Source organism: Streptomyces sp. NPDC001137 (assembly GCF_040298885.1).
In the GTDB taxonomy this organism is placed as follows: domain Bacteria; phylum Actinomycetota; class Actinomycetes; order Streptomycetales; family Streptomycetaceae; genus Streptomyces.
In genome coordinates, this window is record NZ_JBEPBA010000030.1 from 97835 (window position 1) to 112880 (window position 15046).

15 protein-coding genes are annotated in these 15046 nt (G+C 72.9%); 2 read left to right on the forward strand and 13 right to left on the reverse strand.

Features of this window, described 5'->3' with window-relative positions; all coding sequences use genetic code 11:
* Positions 1 to 39: 39 nt before the first annotated feature.
* The 12 genes from ABT254_RS40285 to ABT254_RS40340 all read right to left on the reverse strand — a co-directional run bounded on the left by ABT254_RS40285 (position 40) and on the right by ABT254_RS40340 (position 12302).
* Entirely contained in the window at positions 40 to 1212 is a 1173-nt protein-coding gene (locus ABT254_RS40285; RefSeq protein ID WP_351482046.1) for an IS701 family transposase, read from the reverse strand.
* Positions 1209 to 2324 carry a 3-dehydroquinate synthase family protein gene (locus tag ABT254_RS40290; RefSeq protein WP_351482048.1) on the reverse strand — a complete coding sequence of 372 codons (1116 nt, stop codon included), beginning with the start codon at positions 2322 to 2324 and terminating at the stop codon, positions 1209 to 1211. Before ABT254_RS40290 ends, ABT254_RS40285 begins: the two co-directional genes overlap by 4 nt.
* Before the next feature lie 8 nt (positions 2325 to 2332).
* Positions 2333 to 3517: a chorismate synthase gene (gene aroC, locus ABT254_RS40295; RefSeq protein ID WP_351482051.1), complete on the reverse strand. Its 1185-nt coding sequence runs from the start codon at positions 3515 to 3517 to the stop codon at positions 2333 to 2335.
* 75 nt (positions 3518 to 3592) lie between these two features.
* Positions 3593 to 4756, reverse strand: a complete 1164-nt coding sequence (locus ABT254_RS40300) for a prephenate dehydrogenase (RefSeq protein WP_351482089.1) — start codon at positions 4754 to 4756, stop codon at positions 3593 to 3595.
* Positions 4756 to 5136, reverse strand: coding sequence for a chorismate mutase (gene aroH, locus ABT254_RS40305; RefSeq protein ID WP_351482053.1), 381 nt, complete (start codon positions 5134 to 5136; stop codon positions 4756 to 4758). The genes ABT254_RS40300 and aroH overlap by 1 nt, the downstream gene beginning before the upstream one ends.
* Before the next feature lie 57 nt (positions 5137 to 5193).
* Positions 5194 to 6585: a class II 3-deoxy-7-phosphoheptulonate synthase gene (locus ABT254_RS40310; RefSeq protein ID WP_351482055.1), complete on the reverse strand. Its 1392-nt coding sequence runs from the start codon at positions 6583 to 6585 to the stop codon at positions 5194 to 5196.
* A gap of 54 nt (positions 6586 to 6639) precedes the next feature.
* Positions 6640 to 7452, reverse strand: a complete 813-nt coding sequence (locus tag ABT254_RS40315; RefSeq protein ID WP_351482058.1) for a class II aldolase/adducin family protein — start codon at positions 7450 to 7452, stop codon at positions 6640 to 6642.
* An 81-nt stretch (positions 7453 to 7533) separates the two neighbouring features.
* Positions 7534 to 9069 (reverse strand): FAD/NAD(P)-binding protein, encoded by a 1536-nt coding sequence (locus tag ABT254_RS40320; RefSeq protein WP_351482060.1) that lies wholly within the window; start codon positions 9067 to 9069, stop codon positions 7534 to 7536.
* Positions 9070 to 9123: 54 nt separating this feature from the next.
* A complete protein-coding gene (locus ABT254_RS40325) occupies positions 9124 to 9666 on the reverse strand; it encodes a flavin reductase family protein (RefSeq protein ID WP_351482063.1) in 543 nt (180 codons plus the stop codon).
* Between the two features lie 232 nt (positions 9667 to 9898).
* Complete coding sequence (locus ABT254_RS40330) at positions 9899 to 10228, reverse strand: LysR family transcriptional regulator (RefSeq protein WP_351482066.1); 330 nt, start codon at positions 10226 to 10228, stop codon at positions 9899 to 9901.
* An 80-nt stretch (positions 10229 to 10308) separates the two neighbouring features.
* Positions 10309 to 10698, reverse strand: a complete 390-nt coding sequence (locus ABT254_RS40335; protein ID WP_351482069.1) for an acyl-CoA synthetase family protein — start codon at positions 10696 to 10698, stop codon at positions 10309 to 10311.
* Positions 10695 to 12302 (reverse strand): class I adenylate-forming enzyme family protein, encoded by a 1608-nt coding sequence (locus ABT254_RS40340; RefSeq protein WP_351482072.1) that lies wholly within the window; start codon positions 12300 to 12302, stop codon positions 10695 to 10697. The genes ABT254_RS40335 and ABT254_RS40340 overlap by 4 nt, the downstream gene beginning before the upstream one ends.
* A 198-nt stretch (positions 12303 to 12500) precedes the next feature.
* Between ABT254_RS40340 and ABT254_RS40345 the strand changes: the two genes are divergently transcribed.
* Positions 12501 to 13025 carry a shikimate kinase gene (locus ABT254_RS40345; RefSeq protein ID WP_351482075.1) on the forward strand — a complete coding sequence of 175 codons (525 nt, stop codon included), beginning with the start codon at positions 12501 to 12503 and terminating at the stop codon, positions 13023 to 13025.
* 48 nt (positions 13026 to 13073) lie between these two features.
* Here the strand turns inward: ABT254_RS40345 and ABT254_RS40350 are convergent, their stop codons facing one another.
* Positions 13074 to 13748 carry a ScbR family autoregulator-binding transcription factor gene (locus ABT254_RS40350; protein WP_351482077.1) on the reverse strand — a complete coding sequence of 225 codons (675 nt, stop codon included), beginning with the start codon at positions 13746 to 13748 and terminating at the stop codon, positions 13074 to 13076.
* Positions 13749 to 13938: 190 nt separating this feature from the next.
* Between ABT254_RS40350 and ABT254_RS40355 the strand changes: the two genes are divergently transcribed.
* Complete coding sequence (locus ABT254_RS40355) at positions 13939 to 14901, forward strand: ScbA/BarX family gamma-butyrolactone biosynthesis protein (RefSeq protein WP_351482080.1); 963 nt, start codon at positions 13939 to 13941, stop codon at positions 14899 to 14901.
* The last annotated feature ends 145 nt before the right edge of the window (positions 14902 to 15046 follow it).

Below are 15046 nucleotides of genomic sequence, written 5' to 3' on the forward strand. Positions count from 1 at the left end.
ACCCTCCCAAGAAAACATACCTGCATGCCGGTATCGCAGTCATATCGGAGAGTTCGATAGGCGCCGCAGAAGGGCGGCGGCGTGAGCAGCCGAGGCGAGCGTGATGTGGCGGTGCCAGCCGGAGTAGGAGCGGCCCTCGAAGTCGTACAGGCCGACCCGGCGGCCGACACCGGTCACGTCCTGCGCGAGCTGCGCCGGGACGGCGGCCAGCCGCACCAGGGCGGCGGTCTCCAGGGCGGTCAGGTCGGTGAGCCAGTAGGCGGTGTCCAGGGGGCTTCGCGGGTCGCGCTGCGCCAGCAGGAGCTGACTGCGCCGCGGCCCCGGGGCGTCGGCCGCCCGGCACGGCAGCCGCGCGACCTCACGCCGGCCGGCCCCGGGCCGGGGCGCGGGCACCCGGCTGAGACGGCCGCGCGGCAGGCCGTCGACCAGCTCGCGGGCGGTGGCCTCGGGGCCCGCGGCGCGGCCGTCGGCGCCGAGCGGGATGAGCAGCTGGGAGGCGCTGATGCGCAGCAGATGGGGGAAGCCTTGGGCACCGAGCAGGGCGGCGGCCCGGCCCGCAGGGGCGTTCCGGGCGTCCAGGAGGACCGGGGGGCGCGGTGCCCCCGCCGTGCGGGCGGTGTCCAGGAGCATCCCGATCCCGGCCGACACCCCGTCCAGGGCAATCGCGTCGGCGGGGATGCCGGCCTGTTCGCGCAGCTGCCGGTCGTCCAGCCAACGGCGGGTGAGCTGGAGGTGCCAGTCGACCGGACAGCCGCCCGCCGCCGAGGCGGCCCACAGTCCGAAGGCCCGCTGTGCGTTGGCGGACCGCGCCGTGCGCGGATCGGCGAAGTAGTCGACGCCCACGCCGCCGCGCCCGGTGCGGGGCATGGTCGCGGTGTGCACGACCCAGGCCCGGGGCGGCAGCAGCCGGCCCAGGTGCCCGGCGAGCGCGGCCCGTACGGGTCGCCAGTCCCAGGTCGACTCGCTGACGAGGTGATGCAGCCGCTGGGCGTCGGCCGGATGCCCGGTGTGCGAGGCGATGTTCCGGATGGTCTTGCGTCCCGTCGCCTCCAGCAGCCCGCGAATGTACAGCTCCGCGCTGCGGCGCTGGTCGCGACGGGCGAGCGGGCGCAGTACGTCACGGGCCAGGTCGGCGACGGGGTCGGGGTCGGTGGTGCCGGCGGGCCGGGCGCCCCACCGGGGTGGGGCGTGCGCGGCCGTCGGGACGGTCATCCGGACACCCGGGAGTACGCCGCTTCCAGAAGCCCGGGGTCGGGGTCCTCGATCAGGGCGGGGCGGCCCGGGGCGTCCAGGACGACGAATCGCAGGCGGGTGCCCCGGGTCCGGCCGTCGGCGGCGAACGCGGCTCGCAGGCGCTCCCAGGCGTGCCGCGGATGGGAGGTCGGCAGCCCCAGGGCCGCCAGCACGGACCGGTGCCGCTGCACCTCGGTGGCGTCCAACCGCCCTGCCTCGCGGGCGAGTTCGGCGGCGAACACCATGCCGACGGAGACGGCGTGACCGTGCCGGACCCGGTAGCGCTCGGTGTACTCGACGGCGTGGGCGAGCGTGTGGCCGTAGTCGAGGAACACGCGCGTGTCCCCGGCCGACGCGCCTGCGCCCGGCAGTTCCCCGGAGGCCACCGCGACCTGTGCCCGCAGCGCCCTCTCGATCAACTCCCCGGTCCGCTCGCCCGACGGGTCCGTCACAGCCCCCGGGTCGGACTCGATCAGGTCGAGGAGGGTGGGGTCGCCGATCAGGCCCGCCTTGACGGCCTCGGCCAGCGAACTGGTGTGGTCGGCGGGTGGCAGCCCGGTCAGGAGGTCCAGGTCGCACAGCGCGCCGAGGGGCGGGTGGGTCACGCCCGCCAGGTTCTTGCCCTGGGGGACGTTGAGGCCGGCCCGGCCGCCGACACCCGCGCGGATCATGCCCGCCGGGGTGGTGGGCGCCAGGACCAGGCCGATACCGCCCTGCCAGGTGGCGGCGAGAAAGCCGGCCAGGTCGGCCGTGGCGCCGCCACCGAGGGCGACGACGGCGTCGGAGCCGGTGAAGCCGGACTCGCCGAGCTGCGACCACAGGTAGACGAGGACGCCGGCGTCCTTGGCCGCCTCACCGGGCGGCACGACCAGCGGCAGCACCTGGCGGCCGGTGCGTTCGAGAGCACCGGCGATCCGGTGGGCGGCGCCTGCCAGTTTCGGCGGGTGCACGATCGCCACGCGCAGCGCGTGCTCGCCGAGCATGCGCCCGGCCTGCTCAGTGAGCCCCCGGCCGATGACGACGGGGTACGGTGCCGGGCCGGCCGACCTCAGGGTGGCGGACGTGGGGGACGAATAGGTCGGGAAGGACAAGGCAGGCCTCATTCGATGGTCAGGTGGTGGAGATAGGCGCGGTGGTTGCGGGCGGTCTCCGGCACGCTGTCGCCGCCGAACTTCTCCAGCGCGACGTCCGCGATCACGAGGGCGGTCACGGCCTGCGCGACCACGGCGGCGGCCGGTACCGCGCACACGTCGGAACGCTGATGGTGGGCCACGGCGGCCTCGCCGGTGGCCAGGTCGACGGTGGCCAGGGCTCGCGGCACGGTCGCGATCGGCTTCATCGCGGCCCGTACCCTGAGCGTCTCCCCCGTCGACATGCCGCCCTCGACACCGCCGGAGCGGCCGCTGGTACGGCGTACCCCCGCGTCGGTGGGGACGATCTCGTCGTGCGCGGCGGAGCCCGGGGTGGCGGCGAGCGCGAAGCCGTCGCCGAACTCGACGCCCTTGATGGCCTGGATGCCCATGAGGGCGCCGGCCAGCCGGGCGTCCAGCCGCCGGTCCCAGTGCACATGCGAGCCGAGACCCGGCGGAAGACCGTGGACCAGGACCTCGACGATCCCGCCGAGGGTGTCCCCGGCGCGCTGCGCCCGGTCGACCTCGGCGACCATGGCGGCCGACGCGGCGGCGTCGAAGCAGCGCACGGGGTCGGCGTCGAGCCGCCCGGTGTCCTCGGGGCCGGGCAGCGCGCTCGCGTCGCAGCGCTGCCCGCCGAGCGCCACGACATGGCTGACCAGCCGGATCCCGTACGCCTGCGCCAGGAAGGCCTCGGCCACGCTGCCCAGCGCGACCCGGGCGGCGGTCTCCCGGGCGCTGGCCCGCTCCAGCACCGGCCGGGCGTCGTCGAAGCCGTACTTCTGCATGCCGGCCAGGTCGGCGTGGCCGGGGCGGGGGCGGGTGAGGGGGGCGTTGCGGGCCTGGCCGGCCAGTACGGCGTCGGGCACCGGGTCGGCGGCCATCACGCTCTCCCACTTGGGCCACTCGCTGTTGCCCACGCGGACGGCGACCGGGCTGCCGAGGGTGCGGCCGTGCCGTACACCGCCGAGGAAGTCCACCTCGTCACGTTCGAACTTCATCCGGGCACCTCGCCCGTGCCCCAGCCGACGGCGGGCGAGCGCGTCGGCGACCTGTCCGGTGGAGGTCCGCACACCGGCCGGCAGCCCTTCGAGCACGGCGACCAGCGCCGGCCCGTGCGACTCGCCGGCGGTGAGCCATCGCAAAGCAGACAATGCAGTTTCCTTCGGTGGGAGCCGTTTTTCCGGTGACGTCCGGGGTGCGGGAGGGGGCAAGGCGGCCCGTGGGGGTCAGGCGGCCGTACGCGTGCCCGTCCGGTCGCGGGGTGTGGCGGGCCGGGGCGGGGTACGGGCCGGGGCCGCGGCCGCGACCCGCTGCACCCGCCAGCCGCAGTCCTTCAGGCGCCGGGCCATGCCCGGGGCCGCGGTGGGGGCGACCATCAGCTCGACCAGACCGCTGGGCTTGCCCGGCGAGTGGTCGATGGACATGTCCTCGATGTTGACGTCGAGTTCGGAGGCGGCGCCCAGCAGCCGTGCCAGCTCGCCCGGCTGGTCGCCGATGAGGATCCGTACCGGTACACAGCCGAGGTCGAAGGCGCCCTGCTTGGCCGCGATCGCCCCGCGCCCGGCCAGCCCCCGGGTGAGCAGGTCGGCCAGCAGGGTCGTGCCCTGGGCCCGTTCGTCGGCGTCGGCGGCGGCCAGACCTCGCAGCGCGGCGACCGTGACGTCCAGGTCCTCGGCGAGGTCCGCCAGCACATCGGCGACCGCCGTCGCGTTGGCCTCCAGGATGTCGCCCCACAGCCGTACGTCGCCGTCGGCGATCCGGGTCACGTCCCGCACCCCCTGCCCCGCGAGCCGTACCGCCTCGGGGGACAGGTGCTGAAGCCGGGCCGCCACCAGCGCGGCCACCACGTGCGGGGCGTGGGAGACCGCCGCGACCGCCCGGTCGTGCGCCCGGCTGTCCATGAGTACGGGGATCGCACCGCACAGCGCGACCAGTTCCAGCGCCTTGTTGAGCGTTTCGCGCGCCGTGTGCGCGGACGGGCTGAGCACCCAGGTCCGCTCCTCGAACAGCGTGGCACAGGCGGCCAGCGGTCCGGACCGTTCCCGCCCGGCCATGGGGTGGCCGCCGACGAAGGCTGCGGGGCCGGTGCCGTGCGCTGCGGCGTCCCGCTCGGGCCCGCCCTTCACGCTCGCCACGTCGGTGTAGGCGTGGGCGAGCCGGCGCGCCTGCTGCTCGGCGAACACGGCGCCGACCCGGCCCGGCGGCACGGCCAGCACCGCGATGTCGGCGGTCTCCGGCGGGGTGCCGACGAGGCCCGCGCCGAGCGCCGCGGCGGTGCGTGCCGTGGACTCGTCGGCGTCGCTCAGGTACACGGTCACGCCGTGCCGGGTCAGGGCCAGCGCGATGGAGGTGCCGATCAGGCCGGTTCCCACCACCGCGGCGGTGCGGATCACGCCGTGTCCTGTACGGCCGCGGCCAGGTCCCGGCGCAGCGCGGCGGCGCCGCCGAGGTACACGTGCCGGATCTCGGGCTTGGGCCGCTCGGTGTCGGCGTGCGCGAGGATCCTGACCACGCGGGGCAGCGCCCCTTCGATGTCGAGTTCCTGCGCGCACATCAACGGCACGTCGGCGAGCCCCAGTTCGCGCACGGCGACCGCGGGGAAGTCGCTGTGCAGATCGGGCGTGGCGGTGAAGATGACACTGACCAGGTCGTCGTGGACGAGCCCGTTCGCGTCGAGCATCTGCTGGAACAGGCTCTTCACGCTGTCGCGCAGATGAATCCGGTCGTCGCGCTCCAACTGCACCGCGCCGCGCACTGCTCGCATCGTCATGGCACCCTCCTCGGTCGGTACGGTTCGTGATGGCTCAGAGCCCGTGTTCACGGGCTCTCAGGCCGCGGAGGCGATCCGGGGCCGGTCCTGGTGGACGGGGGTGCCGCGCTCGCGGTGGAGCTCGGCGACCTGGAAGGCCAGGTCGAGGGACTGGTAGCGGTTCAGGCGCGGGTCGCAGGCCGTGCGGTAGCGCTGGTGCAGGTCGCCGACGGCCACGTGGTCGCCGCCGCCGACGCACTCGGTGACGTCCTCGCCGGTCAGCTCGATGTGGATGCCGCCGGGGTGGGTGGCCAGGGCGCGGTGCACCTCGAAGAAGCCGCGGACCTCGTCCAGGACGTCGTCGAAGCGGCGGGTCTTGTGCCCGCTGGGCGCCTCGAAGGTGTTGCCGTGCATGGGGTCGCACAGCCAGACGACCTGGGCGCCGGAGGCGGTGACCTTCTCGACGAGGTGGGGCAGCACGTCGCGCACCTTGTCCCGGCCCATGCGGGTGATGAAGGTCAGCCGTCCCGGCTCGCGTGTCGGGTCGAGGCGGTCGATGAGGGCCAGCGCCTCGTCGGCATCGGCGCCGGGGCCGAGTTTGACCCCGATCGGGTTGCGCACCCTGGCGGCGAACTCGATGTGCGCGCCGTCGAGTTGGCGGGTCCGTTCGCCGATCCAGATCATGTGCGCGGACACGTCGTACGGCAGCGCGGTGCGCGAGTCGATGCGGGTGAGCGCCGACTCGTAGTCGAGCAGCAGCGCCTCGTGGCTGGAGTAGAACTCCGCGGAGCGGAACTCGCCGGGATCGGCGCCGCAGGCCGCGAGGAAGGTCAGCGCGTCGTCGATGGCCCCGGCGAGGTCCTCGTACCGCTCACCGATCGGTGAGCTGGCGACGAAGTCCCGGTTCCACTCGTGGACCTGACGCAGATCGGCGTAGCCACCGGTGATGAAGGCGCGGATCAGGTTCAGCGTGGCGGCGGAGGCGTGGTACATCCGCTTCAGCCGCTCGGGGTCGGGCCGGCGGGCCTCGGGCGTGAACTCCAGTCCGTTGACCGAGTCGCCCCGGTAGACGGGCAGTTCGACGCCGCCCTGCACCTCGGTCGGCCTGGAGCGGGGCTTGGCGTACTGGCCGGCGATGCGGCCGATCTTCACCACCGGCACCGAGGTGGCGTAGGTGAGGACCGCGGCCATCTGCAGCAGGGTCTTGATCTTGTCGCGGACCTTCTCGGCGGTGACCTCGCCGAAGGTCTCCGCGCAGTCGCCGCCCTGCAGGACGAAGGCCTCGCCGCGGGCGACCTCGGCCAGCCGGCCGCGCAGCTGGTCGCACTCCCCGGCGAAGACCAGCGGCGGATAGGCGGACAGCTCCGCGACGACCTCGCGCAGGGCTTCGGGGTCGGGCCAGTCGGGCTGTTGGGCGGCCGGCAGCCGGCGCCAGGAGTCCGGGGACGTCACGGTGTGCTCAGCATGCATGCGGGTGCCTCAATCTCGTACGGAGGGAACGGGCCGGCCGGGCCGGGTCGCGGGCTACTCGTGGAGCAGGTCGGGCTGTTCGGCGGTGATCTCGTCCCACAGCAACTGGAAGCTGAACCAGCCCAGTTGCTCGTCGCCGAAGCCCTCCCGGGCGGCCATCGCCTGTTCGTGCGTAAAGGTCTGCGGGGTGCCGGCGGCCTGGGCGAGCAGCTGTACCTGGGCGCAGCTGTCGTAGGTGAAGAACCAGTGCACGGCCTCGTCCAGGGAACCGCCCACCGTGATCAGGCCGTGGTGGCGCAGCAGGATGGCCCGGTTGTCGCCGAGCTTCTCCGCGATGTCGCGCCCCTGGTCGAGGGAGACGGAGGGGCCCTCGTAGTCGCCGTAGAGCACCTGGCGGCCGTAGAACGCGGCGGACTCCTGGTCCATGGGCTCCAGCAGCCGTCCGAGTGCGCCGAGCGCCCGGGAGTGGGGGGTGTGGGCGTGGGCGGCGGCCGTGGCGCCGGGGTGCAGTTCGTGGATCTGCGAGTGGATGACGAAGGCGCTGGGGTTGACCGCGTGGTGCCCGCTGACGACGCGCCCGGTGGAGTCGACGCAGATCAGATCGGCGACGCGGACCCGGTTGAAGGAGACACCGAACGGATTGACCCAGAACCGGTCCTCATGCTCGGGATCACGCACGGATATGTGACCGGATATCCCTTCCCCGAAGCCGTACTTCCCGAAGAGCCGAAGGGCAGCGGCCAACCGCTGCTTGCGGTGCCGCCGGGTCTCTTCGTACGTGGCGAACCGCGGCTCGCCGGGGATGGGCAGCCCGGTGGCGGTGTCGGCGAGATGGGCGGGGCGGATCTCGGTGATGCTCGTACTCATGCGGACGGGTCCTTTTCTGGGACGGGGACAGGAAGGTGATCGCCCCGGTGGGGCGCACGGCGGTGCGGGGCCGTATCGATGTCACGCGGCAATGGGCGCACTTTCACCGAGCGCGGCGTTCACAGTCGCCGCATGCTCGAGAATCGCCCCCACGATGTCCTGACTCCGATCGACCAGCGACGGAATCCCGAAGGTGAAGAACAACGCACCCGCAGCGATGTTGCCCAGCCCGTACAACCGCGGATCCGGCCGCCCGTTGCTGGTCAACCGACTGCTCGCACGGGCCAGTTGAAGCCCGCCGTGCGGATGCCGGCTGGCCGCCCGCGCCCGGATCAACGAGGTCACCAGCGACAACGCGCTCGTGGGAATGCGCCCCTCGGACGCGTTCACCGCGCTGATCACCCGGTCGGCCCGCAGCTCCGTGCCGTCGGCCGCGAGGACCTCGAAGCCGCCCTCCTGGGCGGGGGTGATGTCGAGCAGCCCGGAGAACATCTCCAGTTGCCCCGCCTCGACCAGGTCCAGCAGGACCGCGGCGCTGCTCGGCGGCATCGGGCAGCACAGGCTCATGATGGTGCGGTAGTGGGCGCGCAGGACCTGGATCTTGTCCTCCTCGCGCAGCAGCGGCCACACGTCGGGGCCGGTCTCCGGCACGGCGCGCTGCAGGATGCGCAGCCCCAGCTGCGGTGAGTCGACCTCGTCGATCTGGCGGCGCAGCCGGTCGACCGGGTCCTCCAGATCGACGCGGATGATCTCCTGGACGACGGCGTCGAGATCGGCTCCGGCATCGCGGAACTCGGCCCGCAGCACCGCGGCGACGTCCTCGATGGCCAGTTCGCGCCGCCCCGCGGCGGCGGTGCCGATCCGCTCCGGCGTCAGATGGCGCAGCTCGAAGCGGACGGGCCGCTGCCGTACGCCGGGCAGCACGCCGCGGCGCGAGAGCAGGCTGATCGGGCCCTGATGGCCGCGCGCGGCCAGCGACAGCACGATGTCGATGGCGGTCAGACCGCTGCCGATGACGGCGACGTGCTCCGTCTCGCCGATGTCGGCGAGGGTGCCGGAGAGCGGGTAGGGGTCGCCGACGAATCCGGGGGTGCCGGCGAGCCCGTAGACGTCCTTGGGGCTGTCGCCGCCGACGCAGAGCACGACGTAGTCGAAGGTCTGGGACTGCCGGCCGGTGCTCAGCCGCACCTGGTTGGGCAGGCGGGCGGCGGAGGTGACGGCCTCGCCGATGATGTCGACGCGCCAACCGCTGCGCCGCAGTTCACCGAGGGCGGCGTAGGCGGACTCCTCCAGGTAGTCGCCGTAGACCGGGCGGGGTGCGAAGCGGGCCCCCGAGAGCCGGTCGATGCCCTGGGAGACGCCGGTGACGCGGTCGCGGGTCTGCAACCAGCGCTCGAAGTGGCCGAGGTCGCCCGCGCGCACCGACATGTCGTCGGGGGTCGCGTTCACCCGCAGCGTCTCGGTGTCCACCTGGTAGGCCCGGCCGCGCCACAGATGGGGTGAGGGCTCGAACAGGGTGAGGGTGCCCGGGTCGCCCCCGCTGCGGGCCAGCGTGTCGATCAGGCAGACGGCAGCTGCGCCGCCGCCGACGACGCCGATCGATATTCCTGAGGGCATGAGTCAGTCACCTATCGGTTATCGGTACACGGACGGCTGGTGGGCGGAGGGCGCTCATGACTGCGGGGGCTCGAAGCGGTGGAAGCCGCCCTGCAGGAAGATGAGCGGGGAGCGGGTGCGGCGCACGCCGAGCCCGACGACCTCGCCGATCACCATGACGTGGTCGCCGGCCACCATGTGGTCGCGGTAGCGGCACTCCATCCAGCCGGCGGCGTCGAAGAGCAACGTGCCGGTGTGGACGCCGAGTTCGCCGGGCCGGGTGTGCACCAGGCGGTCGCGCTCGGCGCGCGGGCGGGCGAAGAGCCGGGCGAGTTCCTCCGATTCGCCGTCGAGGATGGAGATGCCCCAGACCCGGGACTCCATCAGGTCGGTGAGGAAGCCGGAGTCGCTGCGGAAGCCGAGCGAGACCAGCGGCGGTTCGAGCGACACGGAGGTGAGGGAGTTGACGGTGACCGCGCTGTGCCGGCGGCCGTCCTGTTCCTGTCGGTGCGTGCTGACCACGCAGACCCCGGTGGCGAAGTGGCGCATGACGGCGCGCAGGTCGCTCGGGGTGTCGACGGCACCCGTCGGCTGGTCCGCTGCTGGGGCCTGGCCCATGGTTGGTCCTCTCCGGGTGTGGGGCGGGAAGAACGCGGATGTCCGAAACCGACCGGATGTGATCCGCTGTCAGCGACTGTAGGAACGAGACCGATTCCCCACTTGCCGTCCCGCGCACGGACTCTTGCGGAATAACGCGCCCCGGTTCTCACGCCGTTCGCCCGCTCCCCGTACGCAGGTGACGGCCGACCCCCGAAGGGGCCGGCCGTCACAGGTACTCGTGGCGCGAGACTCAGAGCAGGACGCGCGACGCCGTCGGACGCGCCGGACGGGCCAGGCGGCCCTGGGGACGCTTCGGCTGTACGCCGGCCCGGGCGACCTCGCGTCGGGCCGCCTCGACGAACTCGATGATCCGTTCGGCGTGCGGCAGCAGAACCTCCCCCGCCCCGGTCAGGGCCAGTTGACGCCGGCTGCGGTCGAACAGCTCGGTGCCGACGGCCTCTTCGAGGTTCTTGATCTGTGTGGTCACGGTCGACTGGGCGTAGTGGAGGTTCCTGGCGGCGCGCGTGAAACTCAGCTCCGCCGCCACCTCGCGGAAGGCCCGCAACTGCTGCAACTGCACAACACGGCCCCTTTCTGCGGCCTTGCTTCCCCCGAGAAGCTATAACATACCAGCTTGCCTGTTTATTTACGACCCGTCGTTCAGTCGGACATCGCGGCGGGAGACATCAGGTCCCGGGCGATCTGCGGCAGCACGGCGTCCAGCAACTCCCCCTCGCGCACGGCCCCTTCGGCCGTGCGCGGCACCTCGTCGACGGCCACGGCATGGGCGTACAGGGCCGGCAGATTCCGCTGGCAGGCGGCGAGTACGGCCCGCCGCCCAGCGATCTCCTGCTCCACGGCGAGCGGTACGAACGCGACGACGACCGCGCTGCCGAGTTCGGGCAACTCGGTGTGGACGAGGGCGCATTCGCGTACACAGGCCAGTTCGAGCAGCTCGGCTTCGACGGCGTAGAGGCCGCAGTCGAGGTCGATGCCGGTCATCTCCGTCCCGCCCGGGTCGTCGATGTCGTTCATGCCGGTGAGGGTCATGCGGAGATCTCCTGTTCCGCGGTCTGCTCCAGCTGGAGGTTGAGGGTGATGATCGGCATGACCGCGTCCAGCAGCTCCGCCGTACGGATCCGTCCGGTGGGGCTGTAGGGGATGTGGTCGACGGCGATCACATGGGCCGGGATCGACGGCAGGCGACGGGCGCAGGCGGTGCGCAGTGCCCGGTATCCCGTCGCCTCCCGCCCGACGGCGACGGCGATGAACGGCACGACGAGGGCGTCGCCGAGCGCGGGCAGGGCGACCCGGACCACGGCGGTGTCGCGCAGGCAGGGCAGGTTGAGCAGGTCCGCCTCCAGCCGGAACAGCGCGGCGTCGACGGCGCGGTCGCGCACGGGCCGGCTCACGGCCGAGCGGCGGCCGGTCAGCGTGAGCCGGCCCCGCTCGTCCAGGACACCCAGGTCGTCGGTGACGAAGAAGCGCTGCTCGCCCGCGCCCGTGCCGAGGTCGAGGGTGCGGAAGGCGCCCTCGCCGTCGAGGTAGCCGTCCATCACCTGGTGTCCGGCGACGGCGACGCGGCCGGGGCGTCCGGTGGGCAGCGCGGCACCGCTGTCGTCCAGCACCGCGAGCGTGGTGCCGCGCACGGCGCGTCCGGTGCGCGCCCGGGCGACCTGCGCCTCCTCCGGGGTGAGGAGCATGCTCAGTCCGGTCTCGGGTGTGCCGTAGGCCAGGTGCAGTACGGGGCCGAGCCGCTCCCAGGCGGCGTTGACCGCCCAGCGGCCCAGGTGCCGGCCCGGCGTGATCACGCACCGCAGCCGGGCGGTGTGCGCGAGCGCGCCGGAGGCGGGATGGGCCAGCAGCCGTCCCAGCGCACCCGGGGCGATCACCGCGGTGGTGACCCCTTCGCCGACGAGGAGCGCGGCGACGGTCTCCGGATCCTGCGTGGCGTCCAGCACCACGGTGGCACCGACCGCGAGCAGCGTGTGCGCCATCCGCAGCGACAGCGGCTCCCACAGCGGCGCGGTCACCAGGTGTACGTCCCCGGAATCGAACCCGAACTCATCGACGAGATCGACGAGTCCACGGCCCTCGGCGCCGGCCGTCCGCACCGCGATCCGGGGGCCCCGCGCGCCGGGCACGACGCGGTGGGTCTCCCGGTGCAGGGGGCCGGGGAGCCGGCGCGAGGGCTCGGTGTCCAGCAGATGGTGGAAGGACACGGGTGCGTCGGGGCGGGGTGCGGCCTCGCCCGCGGCCGGCCCGTCCAGCAGGATCTCGAGCGCCCCGGCCTTTTCCGGCCAGGTGTGCCCGGTCGTCGGCGGCCGGTGCTCCGCGGTGACGAACACCGCGCACGGGTCGAGCATGCCGAGAACGGCTTCGAGCCCGCCGTGCTCCTGCCGCGGGTCGAGCCCCGTGCAGGGGATGCCCAGGGTCGCGCACGCCGCCAGGGCGACCGCGAGTTCCCAGCGGGGGCCGGACAGGAACACCGCGCGGGCCGGGCGGGTCTCGGGCAGCCGGGCCACCAGCCCGGCCGCGAACCGGTCGACCGCGTCGGCGAACGCCGTCCAGGACAGGCGCGTCGCACCGTCGACGAGGGCGATCGCGTCCGGGCGGGCGGCCGCGTGCCGGCGGATGTCATCGAGCTTGATCATGTGGCTTCTCCGTGGTCGGTGAGCCCGGGCCCCGACGTCTGGCCGGAACCTGCCCCAGACAAACAAACCCGCATGCGGGTTTTCAAGAGGTATTGGAAAGTGCGATCGCAGGGGCCGGCATGTCAGGTCGGGCTCCTCGGCGCACTCGCCGGCACGCACGATCGAGTACTGCCCCGCCGCCCGGCACGAGGAGGAACCATGCCCGCCATGAAGCCGATCGCCGTTCTCGTCGGTCTGCCGGGGTCCGGCAAGTCCACGGTCGGGCGGCTGCTGGCGGAGCTTGTGGAGGTCGGGTTCCGCGACACCGACGAGGACATCGAGCGCGCCGCCGGACAGTCGATCGCGGAGATCTTCGCCGAGTACGGCGAACCCCGCTTCCGCGAGCTGGAGAAGGCAGCCGTACGCACCGCACTCGCCGAGCACGAGGGCGTACTCGCACTGGGAGGCGGCGCCGTCCTGGACCCCGTCACGCGCGGGCTGCTGACGGGCGGGCCGGTCGTCCATGTCGACGCCGGGGTCCGCGAGATTCTGGGCCGCCGCGGGGGCGTCACGGGCCGTCCGCTGCTCGCCGGCGCCCCCGCCGCCCGGCTGCGTGCTCTGGCGGCCCGGCGCGCCCCGTTGTACCGCGAGGTCGCCAGGGCGACCGTACCGACCCGGGACCGTACCGCGGCACAGGTCACGCAGGCGGCTGTGCGGGCCCTCGCCCTGCGGCCGACCCGCTGACCGGCCGTGCGCTCCGGGTCCCCCGGCCCCGGCGCACGACAGTCGCCATCACCCAGCGGCCGCCACCTCCGCGACCTGTTCCACCTTGGCCATCAACCGCTTGCCGCGGTCCGGCGCGATGTCCAGCTGGGCGAAGGTCTCCGGGGTGGCGATCGAGCGGGCCAGCTGACGGTAGAGGACTGCGGCCCGTTCCTCCAGGTCGGCGCGGTCGCTCATCACCTCCGACATCAGCTGCACCCCGCTGAACGCGCCGACGATCATCTGCGCGCAGTCGTCGATGTCCACGTCGGGCAGCAGTTCGCCGCGCTGCCGGGCCTCGGCCAGGATCGCCACATGAGCGTCGATCCAGGCCTGGTACGGCACCCGGCGGTCGATCTCGTGCACCTGGTCGACCGCCAGCCTGATGCTGCCCTGCAGCATCCGGTCGAAGGTCAGCCGGTGCGCCACGAGCAGTCCCAGGTCGAGCGCGTCCTGGAGCTTGACCGTGCGCTCGGCAGGAGGCACCTCCAGATAGCCCATCTGACCGCTGACCTGCTCATCCAGCACGGCTTGGGCGAGTTCCACCTTGGACCCGAAGTGGAAGTAGAAGGCTCCCTTCGTCACCCCGCAACGGGTGTAGACGTCGAAGATCGTGGCTCCCGCGTACCCATGCTCCGCGAAGACCTGTCCTGCCGCGTCCATGATCGCTTTCCGCGTCTTGACTGCACGCTCCTGTCGCGCCACGCGGCCTCCTCACTATGTCGAGCCGCCCGGGGGGGACGGCTCCCTCTGCGTGCTCGGGCGGGCTCGCCGTCTCAACCGTTGAAAAACAAACCCGCATGCCTGTACCTTACCGACCGCGGGGGGGGATAGGCCATACCCCACTCGGCATGCACCTTCACCGACGAAGGAAGAGGCAATGACCTTGAGTGCTATGGCTTCGACTGTCCGGGACGCCCACAAGAGCGGGCTGCACGCCGCATTCCCGGAGATCACAGCAGCAGAATCGTTCGACCCGCCGGCCCTGCCGGTGGACCGGACGCTCGTACACAGGGCACGTCTGGACGACGTGATCCCCACACAGCTCACACGTCATGACGACGCACACTTCACGGTTTCCACACGATGGCCCTCGGCTCACCGGCTCTTCGTGGCGGACGGCCAGTACACGGCCTCGCTGGTCCTCGAGTCGATCCGGCAGACCACGCTCCTGGTCTCGCACGCGGAACTCGGGGTCCCGCTGCGGCACCACTTCGTGATGTGGGACCTGTGCCACCGGCTCGACGCCGCACTGCTGACACGGGCCACGGTCCCTGAGGGGGTCACCCTGGACGTGCACGTCACCGAGCTGCGGCGACGGGGAGCCATACCGTCCAATGTGGGCATGGACATGACCATACGGACGGGGGATCGCGCGATCGGCTCGGGCTCCATCCGGTTCAACCTCACCTCGCCCGCCGCCTACGCGCGTATACGGGGGAACAAGCTCACCTCCGACGCCCCGGGCCTGACCGCCGCGCTGCCCGAACCGGTGGAACCGCCGACGGTCCATCGTTCCAGGGCCGACGTGGTCCTCGCCGCCGACCGGCCCGGCCGCTGGCAGCTGCGGGCCGACCCCGCCAACGAGCTCTTCTTCGACCGGGTCAACGACCACATCCCGGCCATGGTCCTGGTCGAGGCGGCCCAGCAGGCCGCGAACCTCCTCGTCCCCTCGGGCCGGTTCACCCCGTCCTCGTCCGAGATGAACTTCTCCCGGTACGTCGAGTGGGGCGTCCCGTGCTGGATCGAGGCCCACGTCTTCACCGCCGAGGACGGCACCACCTCGGTCAGCGTCACCGGCCACCAGGACGACCAGCTCGCCTTCGTGATCCGCTTCGCCCGGCCCGCCGGCCACTAGGGCCTCGCCGCGCGGCGAACTCCCCGGCGAGATCCGGGCGGCCGGGGGGGGGGGGCCGCCCGGGGGCCCGCCCCGGGGGGCAGAAGCGGGGCCGAGGCGGCGCTGACCCGGCCCCCGGGGGACGTACGACGACTACGGCGGAACC